This is a genomic window from Mycoplasma sp. 744 (assembly GCF_034863305.1).
GTDB lineage: Bacteria > Bacillota_I > Bacilli_A > Mycoplasmatales > Metamycoplasmataceae > Mycoplasmopsis.
The window spans coordinates 199,006-219,339 of the sequence record NZ_JAYFFF010000001.1 but is presented as its reverse complement, the minus strand read 5'-3'; the positions used below and the strand labels follow the sequence as shown (position 1 = coordinate 219,339).

6 protein-coding genes are annotated in these 20,334 nt (G+C 23.8%); all 6 read right to left on the bottom strand.

What is annotated here, in order from left to right; all coding sequences use genetic code 4:
* Positions 1–43: 43 nt before the first annotated feature.
* The 6 genes from VBM87_RS01075 to VBM87_RS01050 all read right to left on the bottom strand — a co-directional run bounded on the left by VBM87_RS01075 (position 44) and on the right by VBM87_RS01050 (position 20,325).
* Positions 44–9,295 carry a hypothetical protein gene (locus VBM87_RS01075; RefSeq protein ID WP_323176997.1) on the bottom strand — a complete coding sequence of 3,084 codons (9,252 nt, stop codon included), beginning with the start codon at positions 9,293–9,295 and terminating at the stop codon, positions 44–46.
* Positions 9,296–9,706: 411 nt separating this feature from the next.
* On the bottom strand, positions 9,707–14,224 hold the full coding sequence (locus VBM87_RS01070; protein WP_323176996.1) for a DNA-directed RNA polymerase subunit beta': 4,518 nt from the start codon (positions 14,222–14,224) through the stop codon (positions 9,707–9,709).
* Positions 14,217–17,837: a DNA-directed RNA polymerase subunit beta gene (locus tag VBM87_RS01065; RefSeq protein WP_323176995.1), complete on the bottom strand. Its 3,621-nt coding sequence runs from the start codon at positions 17,835–17,837 to the stop codon at positions 14,217–14,219. Before VBM87_RS01065 ends, VBM87_RS01070 begins: the two co-directional genes overlap by 8 nt.
* A gap of 211 nt (positions 17,838–18,048) precedes the next feature.
* Positions 18,049–18,390: a 30S ribosome-binding factor RbfA gene (gene rbfA, locus VBM87_RS01060; protein WP_257076080.1), complete on the bottom strand. Its 342-nt coding sequence runs from the start codon at positions 18,388–18,390 to the stop codon at positions 18,049–18,051.
* 111 nt (positions 18,391–18,501) lie between these two features.
* Positions 18,502–19,056: an inorganic diphosphatase gene (locus VBM87_RS01055; protein ID WP_323176994.1), complete on the bottom strand. Its 555-nt coding sequence runs from the start codon at positions 19,054–19,056 to the stop codon at positions 18,502–18,504.
* Positions 19,057–19,125: 69 nt separating this feature from the next.
* On the bottom strand, positions 19,126–20,325 hold the full coding sequence (locus tag VBM87_RS01050; RefSeq protein WP_323176993.1) for a hypothetical protein: 1,200 nt from the start codon (positions 20,323–20,325) through the stop codon (positions 19,126–19,128).
* Positions 20,326–20,334 lie beyond the last annotated feature (9 nt).

Below are 20,334 nucleotides of genomic sequence, written 5' to 3'. Positions count from 1 at the left end.
GTGTATCAATATTTTTTATAAAAAATACCAATTGCTTGGTATTTTATCTATCACGATAATCACGGTAAACATATCTATCATAATTGTTAGTATAAACATTCGGCATATAACCACGTTTTAAATCTTCCATTAAAACTTGTGTAAAAGTTTTATTTCTATTAAATCTTACATCATAAAGATCTTGATTACGATATTTAATTGTTCCATAATAAATATAAGTTAATACCGAATCTCTTGGATAAAAAGTTTGACTTAACGAACCAGAAGATGCGCTATAACCATTAATCGTTTGAGTGCCTTGTCAAAATTGTGAATTAATGCTATAATCGGCGTTGATTCCGGCAACTCATAAATCATCAAATCTTCCTGTTCTTTTGTTTGCATATTTTTCAAAAAGTTGGCCTCTATATTTATCTTTATATTTTGCTATAGCTTGTTGAAATTGATTATGTAAAATTCCTTCTACTGTTGTTTTAATATGCAATCAATATTGTAAAACTGGAATATTTTCTTTTCTTCCAAATTGTAACAATGAAGCAAAAATTCTTCATAAAGCTTTATAAGCCTCTGATTTTTCTTTTAATTCTTGATAACTAGTTATTTTTGGTAATCTAACTAATTCTTTAAAATATTCTTCAAAAATAGGCCCAAATACTGAAGTTAATAAATCAGTTACTCCAGATCTAATTAAATTTATAGCTGCGCTTATTTCGACATTAACACCATTACCAAATGGATTATCATTATTATTATTTGTCGTATTACTTGAAGAACTTGCAGTATTAGAACCAAATAAGAAACTAAAAATTCCTTTTTCCCTGCTTAAAGGTGTTTTTGAAAATAAAATATTAATTAAACTGGTTAAATCTTTAGAATTAACAGATTGTATTATTTGGTTAAAAATTTTGGTATTATTTAAAATTTTTTCTAAACTAATTTTATTATCATTAGTTTTAATAAATTTTAATGCTCCTCGTATAGCATCATTTTGGATTTTTTGTAAATAGTTATTACCTTTATATTGATTAAGAGTTTTTAAAGATTCAAACACTGCATCGGCTACATTATCAAAAATAAATGTATTAACAATTCCTTTGCTTATATCTCTTGTTACTCTTTGAAATACTAAAATATCACTATCTGATAAATCGAATTCTTTAGCTTTTAATTCCTTTGCTAATATCGTTCCTAAAGCTTGACCTACTTCATCTTTATCAACCAAAATTTCTCTTAATCATTTTTTAACTAAATCTTTTATTTGAGGCGCACTAGTAGAACTAAGTAATTGATTGAAAGCATCAAATCAAGTTTTTTGTTGAGCATATCATTGATTATTATTAACAATTTCATTAATTAAAATATGTAATAATTCTCTTAAATATTTACTTTGTAAAAAGGAAATAATTGTTTCACTAGTTTGACTATCAGTTAAACCTAATTTTAAAATTAAATTTTTTATATTAAAATCTTTAATAAATTTGCCAATTAAATCAGGTTCAGAAGTAATGCCATCAACTATTTTTATTAAATTATCTTTAATAATAGTTTTATTATTATTTAAAGTTGATGTTTTAAGAATAATTTGTACAAATTTATAATCACTAATATTTATAGCTTCCAAAATGTCACTTAATAAATCAGCAAAAATTGATTCAGAAGTTAATAATTTATCAAAATTAGTAATTAATTTAGAAATAATAGGTTGAATAATATTCATATTTCTAAGAATACTTGGTAATTCAGCATGTAAATCATTAATTAATTTTTGATTTGCCGCAGAAGAAGCATTAATACCGTATTTGCTAAGATTATAATTAAATATTCCTGTAATAATTGTTTTAGTTTGAGGAGCTTGTAAAAAAGTAATAATTATATTTTGTATGTCTGTAGTCAATTGAATTTTTCTAGTTTGATTTTGATTATAAACATTTAATAAATCTTTTACTCTTGTTAATTTTTGATATTCTTCTGGCGTTTCTAAAAAGTTAGCGAAAATATGATCAAATAAAACAAAAAATTCATTTGAATCAACAACATAAGAAATTAAATTTTTTAAATCATTTAAATTAAAGAAATTTTGTAATAAAGTTCTTATATTTATGTCTAAAGTTTCTCAAATTAAATCAGCTGCTGCTATTTGAGAATTATTAAAAATATATTTAATAATATTTCTTAAAATAATAACTATTACTCTTCGATTATTCTTAATTCTAGGATTATTAATTAAAGAATTAATAATTTTAAGTATGGTAGCTTCAATTTTTAAATTATCACTAAAATATTTCTCTTTAAAAATTAAAGCAATATTTGCAAAATTAAAATTGTCAAAATTAGTTTTAGCTTCTTTTAATAATGCTTCAAAAAAGGTGTTAATTAAACCAATTTGATCATCTAAATCATTTAAAGAAATAAATAAATTATCAATTACATCGCTTATTTCTTCACGCGTTAAATTTTCATTAATTTGTGGAAATTGTTCTAAAATACCAGAAAGAATTTCACTAATAATAGTATTAAATTTATCATCAACAATAATAGATTTTAATCATTGAGAAAGTTCTTTAACAATGAATTGATTATACGTATCGTCAGCTAAATATTCTTTGAAAAATAGTGGAATTTTTGTAATATCTTCAAATTTTTGTACTTTAGTAAAAAGTAAATTATTTACAAAATGTTCCATTAAATTTTTAATATTTTGATTTTTTAAAATTGAATTAACTAACAATTTAATATCTGCATCTGTTATATGTGCAAATAAAGGATTAATAATGGGTTTTAAAAATTCAGGTACTAAATCTAACAATTGATTTTTATTAAAAGTGTTAGTTATAAATTCAATAATACCAGTATACAATTTACTATCTGTTATGTTAGTTAATAATTTTTTGGTTAAATCAAATGCTGTATTAATATTATCAAAATCATTTTTTAAATCACTTATAGTATCTAAAATAGCGTCAAGCAATTTATCAAAGTGATTTGACGAGAATATTAAAATAAATAAATCTTTTGCTTTTTGCTCACTAATATTGTTATTAGTATTAAATGCTATATCACTAGCTAATTTATCTTTTCAAACTTTAGAAATATCAGAGGTTAAAATATTGGTTAATAACCTTTTTAAAATTACTTTATTTTCTTCTAGGTAATTATTATTTACAAGAATTTTTAAAGCTTTAATCATTTCAATTTCTAAACGATTACTATTATTTACAAATTGTTCTCTTAATGATGTTATAAATTTATTAAAAGTTAAATCATTAGCACCTTGAGATAATAAATGTGTCAGACCTTCAATTAATCTTGTAAAAATTTTTAATTCATCTTCTAATTGATTAATTAATTTAATTAAATTGTTAATTAAATTGGTGAATTCTTGATGATTAATATTATTAACCATACCTTTATATTTACTTAAAAATGTATAAAGAATATTAATTAAATTATTTTTAAAGGTTTCATCAGTTAATAAATCTTTTGCTAAACCTATTAAGGCTTCATTTGCTTTTTTTCTATTTTCTTCTATACCGAATCAAACTTTAAGTAAATTATTAACATTTTTTAATTCCTCAAATCTATTTGTTGAAGATAAAATATCATTAAAGAAATTGTCTAATAAGTTTTTAAAGTTTTGATTATCTAGAATATATTTAATAACTTGTTCTATTGTTTCAAAAGAAATTAAATCTCTATGTTCAATTGGAATTTGCGAAATAATTTTATTTTTAACAAAGTTTCTAATTGTTTCATTTTTAAAAATAAAATTAATTAATTCTTTAAATTTATTGTAAATATCACTTTTACTAATATCTTGTAAAACTATTTTTATTATTTCGAAAAAATTGTTTTTATCTTTAATTAAAGAATATTCAATATTAAATAATTTGTCTAATAAAGTATTGATAAAATTATTTAATTCATCGCTATTAAATAAAATATTTAAAATATTTTTAAATTCATTATCTTCTGAATTAATAGCTAAAACTGGAGCCAAAACTTTTATAATTTCGTTTTTGAAATTAAATAATTTTTCCTCATTAAATAAATTAATAGCTATTTTATTAATGGTTTTTTTATTATTTACATATCTTTTAGTTTCAACAACTACTTTATAAATATCTAAAGCTAATTTTTCTGCAATTTGATTATTATTCAATACTTTAAAAATTTCGGTTTTTCAATCTAAGGAATTACCAAAAACACCATCAACACTTAATTTATGAAAAATGCTATTTAAAATTTCTGTAGCAAAACTATTTTTTTGTAATATTAATTCTGTATTAGTTATAAAATCTGAAGCAGCTTTGTTAAAATCATTTTCATTAATTCCAGTAACAATATTTGTATTATTTTGTAAATATTGATATAAAGAATTAATTATTTTGTTTTTAATTGATTCATTTTTAAGCAAGTCTACAACAAAATTTTGGATTTTACTTGCTAATATTTTATTATTATCTGAATTTTTAAATCATTGTTTAATAAGTGAATCATAATTTTTAAAAGCTTCAATAACATCTAATTCTTTATTTAAAATGCCCTCAGTAAGAAAATTATCAATAATATTTTTAATAGAATTATTAGCAAAAGTAAAATTAATAATTTCTTTAATTAAATTAAATTGAACATAATTTGAAAAATCGCCTAATTTATTATTTAAAATCAATTGTGCAAAATTTTCTATTTTTTTATCATTTAAAATATTAGAAATTAAAGAAGTTAATGATGAATAAATTGTTGATTGTGAAAAATCATTTAATAATATTCTTACAATATCTGAATAATTATTAATTTGAGATAAATTACTTTTTTCAATTTTAGCAAAACGACTCAACAATTCATCTAAAGCTAGTGCTAATTCGTTTCTTTTATAAAAATTTTTTATTATTTCTAAAGCCGTTTTTTTGTTATTAATATTTCCAGTAAGTTCAGCCAATCAGTTTGCTAATGAATCATTAACATAATTTAAATATTTAGAATTGAAAAGATTAATAAGCAATTGCTTTAATAAATTTTGATGTTTAGATACTAATTCTTCTTGAACTAAAATTTTGATTGTACTAATAATTAATTTTTCAATTTCTTTAGCATCTAAAAAGTTTTCTAAATCTTTTAAAAAATCGTTAAAATTAAATTCATCAATATCAGTACTTACTCGTTTTAAGAAAATATTAGTTACATTAGAAACTAATTGAATATTAGTTTCATAAGTTTGAATAAATGAAAGAAAATCTCTTATTAAAGGATCAATTTGTTCTTTATTAATGTTAGATAAAATATTGTCAAATTGAATTAAATAGTTATAAATTATTTTATTTAAAATTGTTTGAAAATCTTTATTAATCAATAAATTAGTTAAAAGCATTGATGTACTTTGACCAATTTTTTCTCGATTATTTTCATCGCTTAATCAAGTTTTAATCAAATCAATCATTTTAATGAATTCATCAGTAGAATTAACTTTAATAATTGTTTTATTAATAAATTGATTTAATAAATCTTTGAAATTATTATCTTTTAAAATAATTAAAATTACTTTAATTAAATCTTCTTTAGTAATATCTAATTTTAATTTTTCTAAAAGCACTTTAATAACTTTATCTTCAATTAATTTATTAAGTTGTTCATTTTGTAAAATTTCTTCAATTAATTTTAAAAGAGTATCATAAAGTGTTGAATGTCCTACGTTTTTTAATTGGGTTCATAGTACATCATAAACACTATTAAAATTTTTAATAGTTTCATATTGAACATTAAATAATTGTTTAATTAAAGATTTAATTAAAATATCGAATTGATTAGAATTTAAAACTGTTGAAACTAACAAATCAATTTCGTCTTTGGTTAATTCATTCTTGGATAAATTTTCTAATGAACTAATAATAATATTTTTGATATCAAATAAACGTTTTTCTTTGAAAGCATTAACAAAAATTTGCGAAATAGTTATTTCATTTTTGCTAAAAGTTTGTGTTTTAACAAAACCTTTATATAAATCTAAAACTAGAACTTCAATAGTAGTATTATTTGCTAAAACTTTTTTAATTTCATCTTCAAAAGTTGTTAATCTACCAAAAGCGCCGTCAATTTTTAACTTATTAATAATTGCTTCCACTACTGAATTAAAAAGAATGCTATTATCAATAATTTGAGAAAAATTATTGTAAAGATCACTCATTAAATTATTAAAATCACTATTATTAATTTCAATAACTAAGGAAGAATTAGTTTGCAAAAAGTTATATAAAGAATTAGAAACAAATTTACTTAAATTTTCATTAGCTAATAAATCACGAGCAAAAGTTTTAATATAAGAAATTAAAACTTTATTATTAGAATCATCATTTAATCAATTTTTAACTACATTATCTAAATAAGAAAAATCACTATCTTGAGGAATATTAAATAGTGCTTTATTAAAGAAATTATTTAGTATATTTTTAAAAGCTTCATTATTAAAAATAAAACTAAAAGTTTCACCTAGAATACCATCACTTATAAATTTTTGTAATAATTCGATTGAAGAAGTCAAATCACCCAATAAATTAATAACGTCTTTATTATTAATAATAGCATCTAATAAACTAACAATTGCTTGATAAAATTCACTTTTAGTTAAATCTTTAGTTAAAAGAAAAATTAAATCACCTAAAGTAGCACTTTTTTGAAGTTCATTTTTGTCAATAGCAAAAATATAATCAATAAATTTATTAATTAAATTATTTAATTCATTACTCGTTATTGTACTAGTTAAAATATCATTTAATTTATTACTTATATTAACATTATTATTAGCTTGTATGTTTTTAAGTAAAAAATTATGCAAAATTTGTTGAACATTTAAAGTTTTAGAATTTAAAATATTTTTAATAATTTGTTTAAATTGTTCTTTAAATGAATCTAAATTATTAGTTAACAATTGTTTAATTACATTAAAATTAACATCTAAAGCATTACCTAAAGTAAATAATTGACTTATTGATTTATTTATATTATCAATAATTAAATTTAAATCTGGTTTTTTAATTGTTTGAGCATCAAAACTATTTAATGTGGCTTGAGCAAGTATTTTTATTATTTCAATATTAGTATTAGTTTTTGCAAAAACATTAATAATTTCTAACAAAAGATTTTTTAAATTTGAATCATTGATATTAATTGTTAGTTCGTATTTATTAAGAATTTTTATTAGAACATTAGTAATAATTTGCTTAAATTCATTATCTTCTAATAAATTATTAACTAATAAATTAATACTATTAACTACACTATCGTAAATATCAGGATGAGTTAAAAGAGAATTTAAAATATCATCAAAACTTTTAGCCTCTGCTATTTCAGGAATGGCATTAAATAAAGCACCAAAAACATTATTTAAAATAATTCTTAAACTTGGATTATGAACAACTTTAAAAATAATTGTTGTTAAATCTTCTTTAGAAATATATTCATTAAATTGTTCTTGATAAATGATATTTACAAATTTGGCAATGATAGATTTGTCTAAATTTAATTGAATAAAATTAGAAATTATTTCAAAAATAATATCTTTAAATTCTTCTCTTTGTATACTATTAGTAAAAAAAGGTAATTTTAAAAATGAATTAAGATAATTAATAATTTTCTCTTCATTTAAAAAAGCAGTTTTAAAGGAATCAATTAAATGAACTAATTTATATTTTTTAGCTCCTGATATTCCATCATTATCTCAATCTGTTTCATAAAAAATTTTAGTTACATCACGAATAAAAGTACTAAAAACTTTATTATCAATCATTCAACTACGTATATAATTGAAATTCTTTTTATTATCTGATAATAAAAAGTTTTTTAATTTTTGTTGAGGATCTAATTTAACATATGACACACTATTTAAAACATTAATTAAAATGTCATCAAATAAACCGCTTATAAAGCGATTATCATCAATTACTCTTTTATAATAATTTTCTAAAGTATAAGTATCGGTAATATTTTTATTTAATTCATCTTTGCTTTTAATAAAACTATCTTGATCATTTGTGAACAATCTTTGGTATGTACTTGTTAAATTTTCATCTAGTTCAATAATTCTTTCATATGATTTCTGATCGCTTGTTAAATAATCACTATTTCAATTAAAACCATTTTGATTTATTTTTAACAAATTATTAGTATTTAAAGTTAATTTAGCAAAAATATCAATTGCCATTTTTTTATAACCATAAATTGAAGGATGTATATCAAAAAGATACGGAGTTAAAATGTTTGCATTGGTTTCTCAATAACTTTGATCATAAGGATTAATATAACTGATATTATTTAAATTAGCAATAAATTGTAATTTTTGATTAACTAAATCAATTGCTATTTTACCTACATTAAAAGGCAATTGTAATTCTTGAATAAAATAATCATTTAATAATTGGTTAATAAAAGCTAAAGGCATAGGATAACCAACAAAAACAATATTAGCTTTAGGATTAATTTCTTTTAAAGTTTTAATTAATTCTAATTGTCTATTTTGTACTCTTTGAAAAATTTGTTCAAAAAGTTTATTTAATAAATTTACAATTTGAGCATAATTATAATTATTAGAAATAATTTGTTGAGCTAAATCAGTAAAAGGCAAATCAGCGAATTGTTCTTTAATTAAATGAATAACATCATTTGCTCCTAAAGTTACAGTTATTAAATTAGCTTCTTTTAAATAAATTAAAGCTTCATTAGCAATTAATTGTAAATCAGGCCCAAATAATTTTTGCAATCTAGTATAAACATTTTCGTTTTGAGAATTAAATTTTTCTTGCAAAATAATATTTCAATATTCTAATGTAGTTGATGTTTTAGATAAATTATGAAATGAAGCTAATTTATTTGCTTGTATTTTTTGTAAAAATAAAGCTAAATATGCAGGATAAGAAATACCTTCAATTTTACCTTCAAAATTTAAACTACCAGGAAAATCATTTGGCAAACTGCCATCTCATCCAGCTGCTATTGAATCTCCTATAGCTACATATTTAATTGTTTCTTCTTTTTTTATTGCGTTTTTAGCTAAAGGTTTAATATAATTATCATCAATAGTGAACATATTGTTAATATGATTTGATGTTGAAGATGAAGTATCAGGCAAAAACGGTAGATTTGTCTCACTAGAATTTTTATTATCATTATTAAAAAGATCTTTATCATTAGTTTCAATAATTTTTTCTTTTGTTGGTATAAAACTTAAACCAATTGATAAAGCTATAGTACCTAACATAGCACCAGCTAAAGAAAGTATTAATTTTTTGTTTATTTTTAACTTCATAATATACTCCTTTATAAACTATGTTTATAAAAATTTATTTTACTAATTATACTATGTATCCTAAAAAATAAATAATTACTGATTTTAAGGATAAAAAATTTTTTTAAATAAATTATTCTAGATAAATTATTTAATTTATAAATTTTATAATTATTGTTGATTATGTGTTAGAAATAAAAACATCTAAAAAAAGTAAAAATCATTATAAATAAGATAAATTAGTTTTATTTTTTTGATTATAATTCAAATTAATTTTAATATATGTTTAAAATAAAAAAAATATTTTATTCATTTATTAACTCTTATAGATTTTTTGATTTAATTACTTGATAAAATTTTAATAATTATAAAAATCAAACTAAACGATAAATTATTAAAAAAATACGACATTATAGTTGTCGTATTTTTAAATTATTCTCAATTTTCAAAATCTTCTTGATCTATAAAATCAGATAAATCTGTTTGCGTTTCTTCATCTTCTAGCAAAATGTTTTCATCAAATTCATCTATATTTTTATCTTTATCATTTTCTTCTAGTACAAATTCGTTTAAAATTGCACTAAGTTCTTCGTCTAAATCAGCATTGTCAGTATTATCATTTGTTTTATTTATTTCTAAACTAGGATCATATTTACCGATGAAATAACTTTTTGGATCTCTTATGTCGTATTTGCTACCTAATTCATATTGAGAATTAGTTCCAGCAGGAATTTTTCTTCCTAAAATAATATTTTCCTTTAATCCTTCTAATCTATCTTGTTTGTTTCCAATTGAAGCATTAACTAAAATTTTAGGAGTTTCTTGATATGAAGCCGCAGCTAAAAACGAATCAGAAAGCAACGGAGTTTGTTTTGCACCTTTAATTTTTACTTCACCAAAAGGAGGTTTCTTACCTTCTAATATTAATCTAGCACTTTCTCTTTGATAAGCAAAAATGTCAATTAATGATCCAGCGTGGAAATTTGAATCTCCTGGCTCAGTAATAATAATTTTTGATAATAATTGTCTAATAATTATTTCAATATATTTATCACTAATAGTAATACCTTGAAGACGATAAAGTCTTTGTATTTCTTTTAATAAATAATTTTGTACTGTTCTTGTGTCAGCGACTTTAAGTAATTCATTTAAAATAATAGGTCCTTCAACAATTTTTTGACCAGGCACTACTTCTTGATTTTCTTTAACTCTTAAACGTCTATCTCTTCTAGTTTCAATAACTTCATGTTGAATATTATTTTGAGCATCAAAATATTTCAAAGTAATTCTTAAATTGTTAGCATTAGGTGCATTATTTAAAGCATTAAAGTTTTCAATTTTTTCTACTGTGGCATATTTATTAGCTATTACAGCTGGTTTACCTCATGGTGAATCATAAACGTCAATTAATTCCATTAATCTACCAAAACCACCAGTAATATCTTCAACACCAGCAACACCACCTGAGTGGAATGTACGCATAGTTAACTGTGTTCCTGGTTCACCTATAGATTGAGCTGCAACAACACCTACAGCCTCTCCTATATTAACTACTCGATTTAATGAAAGATCTTTACCATAACATTTTTTACATACACCATTACGTGTATAGCAAGAAAGTATCGAACGTATTTCAACATGTTCAATCCCAGCATTGACTATTTTTTGTGCTATTTCTGGTGTTATTAATTCATTACCATTAACTAAAATTTCATTTGTTACTGGATGTAAAATTGGTTTATTTGCAAATCTTCCTTCAATTCTTTCTTCTAAACTTTCAATTATAGTATTTGTTTTAGTATCCATTATATTACTTACTACAAAACCATAGTCAGTATAACAATCTGCTTCTTTAACAACTATACTTTGAGCAACATCAACTAAACGACGAGTAAGATATCCTGATTTAGCGGTATTTAAAGCTGTATCTGTTAATCCTTTTCTTGCACCGTGGGTTGATGAATAAAATTCATAAGCGGTTAATCCATCTAAAAATGATGATTTAACAGGAATTTCTACAGTTGAACGAACAACACGCTCGTTTTCTGCATCTGCTTTTAAAATTTTAGTGTTATTATTCATTAATCCACGCATACCAGCTAATTGAACAAAGTTTGACGAACTACCCCGTGCACCTGAAGTAAACATCATAAATAATGGATTATATGGTTTATCTTTAGTTAAAGATTTTAAATCTTTTTCAATTTTGTCTTTAATATCAGTTCATTTATCAATGGTTAATGAATATCTTTCATCATCAGTTATTCAACCTAAATCAAAATATTTTTTTAATTGTGTTATATATTCATCACCTGATTTGATTTTATTTTTAGTATCAGGATGAGTAAGCACATCACTAATTGCTATAGTAGTTCCAGAAATTGTTGAATATTTATAACCTAATTCTTTTAATATATCAAGAATATTTGCTACAGTATTAGTATATTTAAATCATACTTTTTCTAATAATTTAGTATATTCATTAATTGTTCAACCTAAAATTGATAATTTAGGTGAATTTTTGATCTTTTCGTTTATTAATTTAAATTCTTTATTAATGATAGTTTCAAGAATTTGAATATGTGCGCCGCTAATTTTTTGATTATTATAATCTTTTAACTCGCTTAAAGCTTCACTTAATTGATTATGAGAAATTATTTCATTTATATCATTAATTATTTTAGAAATACTTTCAATATTTACAGTAGCTGTATATTCATTGAAAATTTTTCTTACTATTTTGGCAATATCTTTTTTACCCAATGGTAAATTCAATGGTTTTTTTGCAATTTCTTCAACAAAATTAGCACCGTAATCTAATAAATAATGATTAAATTCGTCAACATTTTTTGATGTATGTAAAATTTCTTTTTCGGAAACAACTATTTCTTTACCATCAATTTCTTGAGTTTTAATATCTAAATATTTACCAAAAATAAATTCGAAAGAATTAGGCAAGGCATTATTGAAAATAAACTTACCCACTGTAGAAATTACATATTTTTTATTTTGTGGATAATTCAAATATAACTTATTCAAAGCACTTATAGGTAAAACGACTCTTGAATGAAGATGAACTTTTTTGTTTTCGTATGCAACCATCATATCTTCAAAAGAAGCAAAATATGATCCTGAACCAATTGCATCTTTATTTTCCATTGTTAAATAATACAAACCAAGAATTATATCTTGACCTGGATTAATAATTGGTTCACCATCTTTGGGACCTAAAATATTTTTTGAAGCTAACATTAATTCTCTAGCTTCTCTAACAGCTTCATCACTTATTGGCACGTGTACTGCCATTTGATCACCATCAAAATCAGCATTAAATGGTGTACAAGTTAACGGATGTAATTTGATTGCTTTTCCTCTTATTAATACTGGTTCAAAAGCTTGAATTGATAAACGGTGCAATGTTGGTGCTCTATTTAATAAAACTGGTCTACCTTCAATTGCTTTTTCAACATAAGGTCAAATAATAGGATCAAGATTTTCTACTGCTTTTTTACCTGCTTTAATTGATTTAATTGGATTATTCCCTTTAATCAATTCTTTAATAATTCAAGGTTCAAATAATTTAGCAGCCATTTCTCTAGGTATACCCACTTGATGCATTTTTAATTCTGGTCCAACAACAATTACAGAACGTCCAGAATAATCTACTCTTTTGCCTAGTAAATTTTGACGAAATCTTCCTTTTTTTCCTGTTAAAGCATCAGAAATTGATTTTAAAGGGCGCCCATCTTTAGAAGAAACGGGGGTCGGAGTTTTACGAGCATTATCAATTAATGAATCAACTGCTTCTTGAATCATTCTATATTCGTTTTGTTTAATTAACATTGGCGCATCGTCTTCTTCTCATTTTTTCAAACGATTATTTCTGATAATAATACGACGATATAGTTCATTAATATCACTAGTCGAATGACGTCCACCATCTAATTGAATTAAAGGTCTTAAATCAGCTGGTAAAACAGGCAGATCATAAATTAACATATCTAAAGGATTTTGACCCGATTTAATAAATGAATTAATAACATTTAATCTTTTGTATAATTTTGATCTTTCTTGTATTTTAGTAGTTGAATTATTACTCTCATTAATTTGTACATTAATCAATTTAATTTCTTGATTAATTTTTTCTAATTCTTTTTCTAGATCTAATTTTTTAAGTAAATATTCAATTGCTTTAGACCCTGTGCCTATTTTAGCATCACTATATTCTTCGATTATTTCATTATATTCATAAAAATCAACACCATAATCTTTACCAACTTTTGAAGTTGCAAAAGATTGCAACTCTTCCAAAGTATCAGAAATAGTTTCGAATTTTTCTTCATAATCTTCATCATTAGGATCAAGTTTATTTTTTAATTCATATAAAACTTCTTGATAAACAATGGCAGCATCAGAAATATCAATAATACTATTTTGTTTTAAAGACTCTAAATTACCACTTTCTAAAACTATATGACTTTTATAATAAATTAATTTTTCTAAATCAGCCTTAGATACTGGACGATTAGAATTAGCTACTTTTAAACCTAATAATTTAGCAATAATTGAGTGATCAATTTTGAAAAATCAAAAATGTACTACTGGATTTTCAAGATGAATATGTCCCATTCTGCTACGACGAGAAATTTTAGGTAAAATTACAGGATTGTATTTTTCACACATTGGTGTTTTATTACATACAGTATTTTCATCACTCTTTTTATATTTTGTACCACAAATAGGACATTTATAATCAGTTGTTGGACCAAATATTAATTCATCAAATAAACCTTCTCTTTCAGGTTTATAACTTTTATAATTAATTGTTTCTGGTTTGGTAACTTCTCCATGAGATCAATTACGAACATCTTCTTGAGTTGCTAAAGATAAGGTGATTTTTTCAATAACATTTTTTTTAATTTGAGATTTTTTATCGAATAAATTATTCATCTATATCTCCTTCAATATTTATATTATCTTTATAAAAATCAAATTCATCTGATTTGTCTTCTTCATAAGTTAAATCAAATTTCATTTTCAACCCTTTTAATTCATAACTTAAAACATTAAATGATTCAGGTATTCCTGATTTAGGTAAAGGTTTGTCAGCAGCTAAAGCAGCATAAAGTTTATTTCTACCATTTATATCATCTGATTTATAAGTTAGTATTTCTTGCAACACATTAGTAGCACCATAAGATTCAAGAGCTCAAGTTTCCATTTCACCAAATCTTTGGCCACCATTTTGACTTTTACCACCTAATGGTTGTTGTGTAATTAAAGAATACGGTCCCACAGATCTAGCATGCATTTTATCATCAACCATATGATTTAGTTTAAGCATATACATAACACCTACAGAAACAGGATTATCAAATTTTTCACCTGTAATAGGATCAATTAAATATTGTTTACCTGATTCTGGTAATTTTGCTTCTTTAATAACATTGTAAATTTCTTCTTTTTTTATACCATCAAAAGTAGGTGTGACAAATTTACAATCTAAACTTTTAGCTGCCATTCCTAAATGAATTTCTAAAATTTGACCTATGTTCATCCGTGATGGAACACCTTGAGGATTTAACATTACATCAACTGGAGTACCATCTTCTAAATATGGCATATCTTCTTCAGGTAAAATGATTGAAACAACACCTTTATTTCCGTGACGGCCTGACATTTTATCGCCGACTCTTATTTTACGTTTTACGGCTACTGAAACTTTAACTATTTTATCTACTCCATCTTCAAATTGAGCATTACTATCTCTATTTAATACTTCAACAGCTATAACAGTTCCACCATGCCCATTTTTAACTTTTAATGACGTATCTTTAACATTTGTTAATCTTTGACCTAAAACTGCTGAAAGTAATTTTTCTTCTTGAGAAGGATTATCATCACCTTTTGGAGAAACTCTACCAACTAAAACATCTCCTGGAACAACTTCTGAACCTAATTTAACTATTCCATTTTCATCTAAATGTCTTATTGATGCCTTAGAAACATTAGGTATATCAATAGTTAATTCATCATCGCCGATTCTGCTTGTTCTAAATTGAATAGTATGTTCTTCAATATGAATTGAAGTTAATACATCATCTTTAACTAATCTTTCATTAAGTATGATAGCATCTTCATAGTTATAACCTTTAAAAGTAGTAAATGCAACAACTAAATTTTTACCTAAAGCTAATTCACCATATTTAAAACTTGAACCATCAACTAATAAATCTCCTTTTGATACAGTTTGACCAATTTTTACAATTGGTCTTTGATGAACAACTGTATCTTGGTTTGAACGTTGGAAAATTTTTAAAGAATAAGTATCAATATTACCTTTTGTATTTCTGATTTTAATTTTGCTTCCATCAACATATTCAACAACACCGTCATTTTTTGCAATTATATTAGCTGAAGAATATTTAGCAATTGCTGCTTCAAGACCAGTTGCAACATAAGGAGCTTCTGTTTGTAATAAAGGTACAGCTTGACGTTGCATATTTGAACCCATTAAAGCTCTATTTGCATCGTCATTTTCTAAAAATGGAATACATCCAGCGGCTACAGAAACCATTTGATTAGAAGCAACTTCTATATAATCAATTTGCATTGGATTACCTATTACATATGTGTAATTATGACGCATAGTAATTTGTTCATCAATAATTTTATTGTTTTCATCAACTTTAACTGTTGATTGTGCAATATAAAAATTAATTTCATCAATAGCAGTTAAATATTCTACTTGATCATATAAAACTATTCCATTTTCCACTTTATAATATGGAGTTTGTAAAAATCCATACTCATTAACTTTTGCATAAGTAGCAAAATTTAAAATCAATCCTATATTTGGACCTTCAGGCGTTTCAATAGGACAAATTCTTCCATAATGAGTAGCATGAACGTCACGCACCTCAAATTGTGCAGTATCACGATTAAGACCACCGGGACCTAAAGATGTTATTCTTCTTTCATTAGAAATTTCAGCAAGTGGATTAATTTGATCCATAAATTGTGAAAGTTTTGATGAATTAAAGAAAGTTTTCATTTGATTTGAAACCAATTTATTGTTAGTAACATTTTTAGGAGTAACTTTTTCTGGTTCTTTAGCTCCCATTCTTTCACGCGTTGTTTTTTCTAATCTTGTTAAAACAACATTTAATTGATTTTGAACTAATTCACCAACAGCTACAATTCTTTTATTAGTTAATGAATCAGGATCATCATCATTTCCTATACCATTTAAAAGATTAAAATAATAATTTATAGCTGCAATAATATCAGAAATAATTAAGTGAGTTTCTGTAGATTTTGGATCATTACCAATAACTAAAACTGCTTCTTTACCTCTGTCTAATCATTTACGATTAGGATAAACTAATAAAGAAATCATTTTGGTCATTTTCTTTAAATTTTTTACAGGATTATTACCAGTAACTAATTTACCATAAACAATTTCAGTTTTAATACCTGGTATATCTTTAGTTGCTAAAAAACCATTATCAAAGTTTTTTTGAATTAATAAAGCTAATTTATGATTAATTTCAGTTCCTGGTTCTAATTCCAATATTTGATCTTGATCATTTTTAATAACAAGAAATTGAGCTAAAATAGTATCTGAAATTCTATCAACTAAATTAAGTTTTTTATTTAACATATAACGTCCTGTTTGACTTAAACTATAACGTTTTTTATTAAACAAAATTCCTGGAATTAAATTAGTGACAGATTCTTCAGTAACTCTATCTCCGCGTCTTATAATTGAGAAAAGTTCTTCTTGACAATTTTTAATTTTTGTTTCTAAAGTTTCACCATTATCTGCTAATCTTCTATCACGTTTGATCGTTTCATTCAATTCCGCAGAATTACCAAAAAGATTTATCATATCTTCATTAGATAAACCTAAAGCCATTAAAAATGTTGAAAGTAAAACATTTTTATTTTTATCTATTTTAATTTTAACTGTATCAATATTTTTGGTTGTGACTTTATGAGAAATTTCTAATCATGAACCTATTCTTGGAATAACTTCTAATTTATTAAAAAGATCGTCAGATTGTTTATTACGAACGCCTCTACCAAAATAAGCTCCTGGCGATCTAATAAGTTGACTAACTATAACTTTTTCATTTCCATTTATAATAAAACTGCCACCAGAAGTCATTAGTGGAATTTCTCCAAGAAATACAGTATCAGTTTGTTCAACACCTGTTTCTGTTACTGTTACTTTAAATTTTGCATACAATTTTGCAGCATAATTAATACCTTTTACTCTAGCATCAGCAACAGCATCATACTCTTTGCCTGTTGGCATTTCTAAATAAGCTGAAGAATGAATATATTCAAGAGTTAATTTACCATTAGATGCAATAATTGGATAATGTTCACGTAATGATTCTTCTATTCCAACCTTTTTAAATCATTCGAATGATTCTTTGCTTGTTGCTAAAAAATCAGGAATATTTAAAGTTTGTTTTGTTGTTGAATAATCACGTCTTTCAGTAATTGGTCCAAATTTACGTATCTTATATGATTGCTTTGTTGTATTAAGACTCATTTTTACCCCTTAGAAACAAAATGAAAGTTAATTAATAACTTAGTTTAATTTTTATTATGTTATAATAAAATACCACGTGTAAAAATGTTACCACAAAAAAGATTTTTCGTAAATAAATAAAATTGTTTTTATAAATAAAACAAAAACAGCTAAAGTGCTGTTTTTTAAAATTTTTTTATAATTAAAAATTAATAAAAAAATAGAATTAAATCTATTTTTCTTTTTCAATATCTCTTAAAATTTGATCTATTTTCATGCCAGAACTTATTAATTCATCTAATTCAAAATGAATTTCAGGTACTTTTCTTCAATTTAACGTGTGAGCTAAATTTGTTCTAATAAATCCTTTAGCTCTTTCTAAAGCTTCTAAACCTTTTTTACTTTTAGTACCAAAAGTCACATAAACTTTTAAATGTGATAAATCATTTGATAATTTGCAATCAATTACAGTTGGTTCGACAAGATCTTCATTATTAATTTCATAAGTAATTATTTTTGCTAGAGCTTGTTTAATTTGTTCTTCTTTTCTTAAAAGTGTAATATTATTTTTCATCTTACTCCTTTTATTTTGTTATATTATAATTTTATTATTTTTTACAATTATTAGTTTGAATTAAAAACAAATAATAAAAAATGTTGTTTTAAACAACACTTTTTTATTAAATTATTGATATTTTTCAGGATGCAATTGCATCATTTTTGCAATAAATTCTTTTTTAGGTAATTGACCATATTTGTTCATTAAATCAATACATTCTGTTAATTCGTTCAAGGCTCAATCTACATTTCCAAAACCTTCTACTTTGGTCAAATTTTTTCCTTTTCAATTTTTATAATTATTAAAGAAAGTTTCAATTTGCATTAAAAAGGGTTCAGGTAAATCTTTTAATGTTTGAATGTGATCTAAACGATAATCATCAGCATGTACAGCAATTAATTTAGTGTCAGTTTCGCCTGAATCAATCATTTTCATTGCTCCAATAATTCTTGCATTAAGCATTACTCCTGGAATAAAACTTTCAGAACTATATAATAATACATCTAATTCATCGCCATCTCAATCCAAGGCGTTAGGAATAAAACCATAATTAGCAGGATATTTAAAATCATTTCTTAATATTCTATCAACATGCATTTGTTTATCTTCACGATTATATTCATATTTAATTTGTGAATCTTTAGTAATTTCTATTTTTATTTCTACAATATTATTTTTCATAGTTTAATTATAAAATATTCACTATAAACAATAAATAAAAACTAGCATTAAAGAGCTAGTTTTATTAAATTAATTTGAATTTTCTGTTGTAGTGGTTGTTGTTGTTTCGAATTGACTTAAATCAAATTCAACATAATAATCTTTATCATCAGCTTTTGAATTTGATACATGATGCGTACCTGTTTTAAATCTTAAATAAAGTTTATTATCGATAATTGCTCCATTTAAAAATGAACTTAATCTAGTTTGATTTCTATTATTAACAAAAGTTGGAACAATAGCATTAGCTAATTGTTTATTGTTTTGTAATACAGCAGCATTGTCTTTGAATTTTAGAATCGAATCTTTTTTACCACTGCTAAAACTTGCATTACCTGTAAATAAAATAATTTCTTTAGTTGTATAAGTGTAAGCAAAAGTATAAGGAGTTCTATCTAGTTTTTTAGATTTTTTAATTTCATTTACAGCTTTTTCTAATAGAGCTTTAATAGAACCACCATCTTGTGCTTCTTTGTTTTCTGTTACTTCTAATTGATCTGTTACATTTTCACCAATAGTTAAAAAATCTTTAGTGAAAATAGCATTAAAATAAGCATCAAATAAAGATATTTTTTCTTGTCTAATAGCATCAACTGTTGTTTTTTCTGCTGTTGTTAATAAAGTTGCTTTTTCAATTGCTTGTGTTACTTTAATTTTAGTTTCTGAATCATTGGTGCTAAAAGCAGCTTGAATTTCTTTTGCTTTATCTAAGCTAGTTTTTAATTCTTCAATTAAACTTTGTGCATTTTCTAAATCGCTTTTAACTTTATTATATGCTTGTGCTAAGGCAGTAATTTGTGCATTTAATGATTGAACTGTGGCATCGTTTTTAGTTAATTCTGCTTTTGCTATTATTTCTGCATCTGTTAAGGTTTTTTTGTGTTCATCTAATGAAAATTTGTCTAACAAAATAATATTAGATGCTGTAGTTGTTAGTGAATTTTGTAAATTAGTTTTTGCCTTTTCTAATTCACTTTCAGAAGTTGATGGTCTAATATCTGGTGAAGGAGCTGGATTTTCTTCTGCAGGAGGAGTAGTTGGATTTTCTTCTGCAGGAGGAGTAGTTGGATTTTCTTCTGCAGGAGGATTAGTTGGATTTTCTTTTGCTGGTGGGGTAACAGGTTTGTCGTCCATTTTAGTTGTGTCATTATTGCAAGCTACTGCAAAAATTATTGGTGAAAAAGATGTTGTTGCAAGTGCTAAAGATAATAACAATTTATGTTTTTTCATATACTTCAT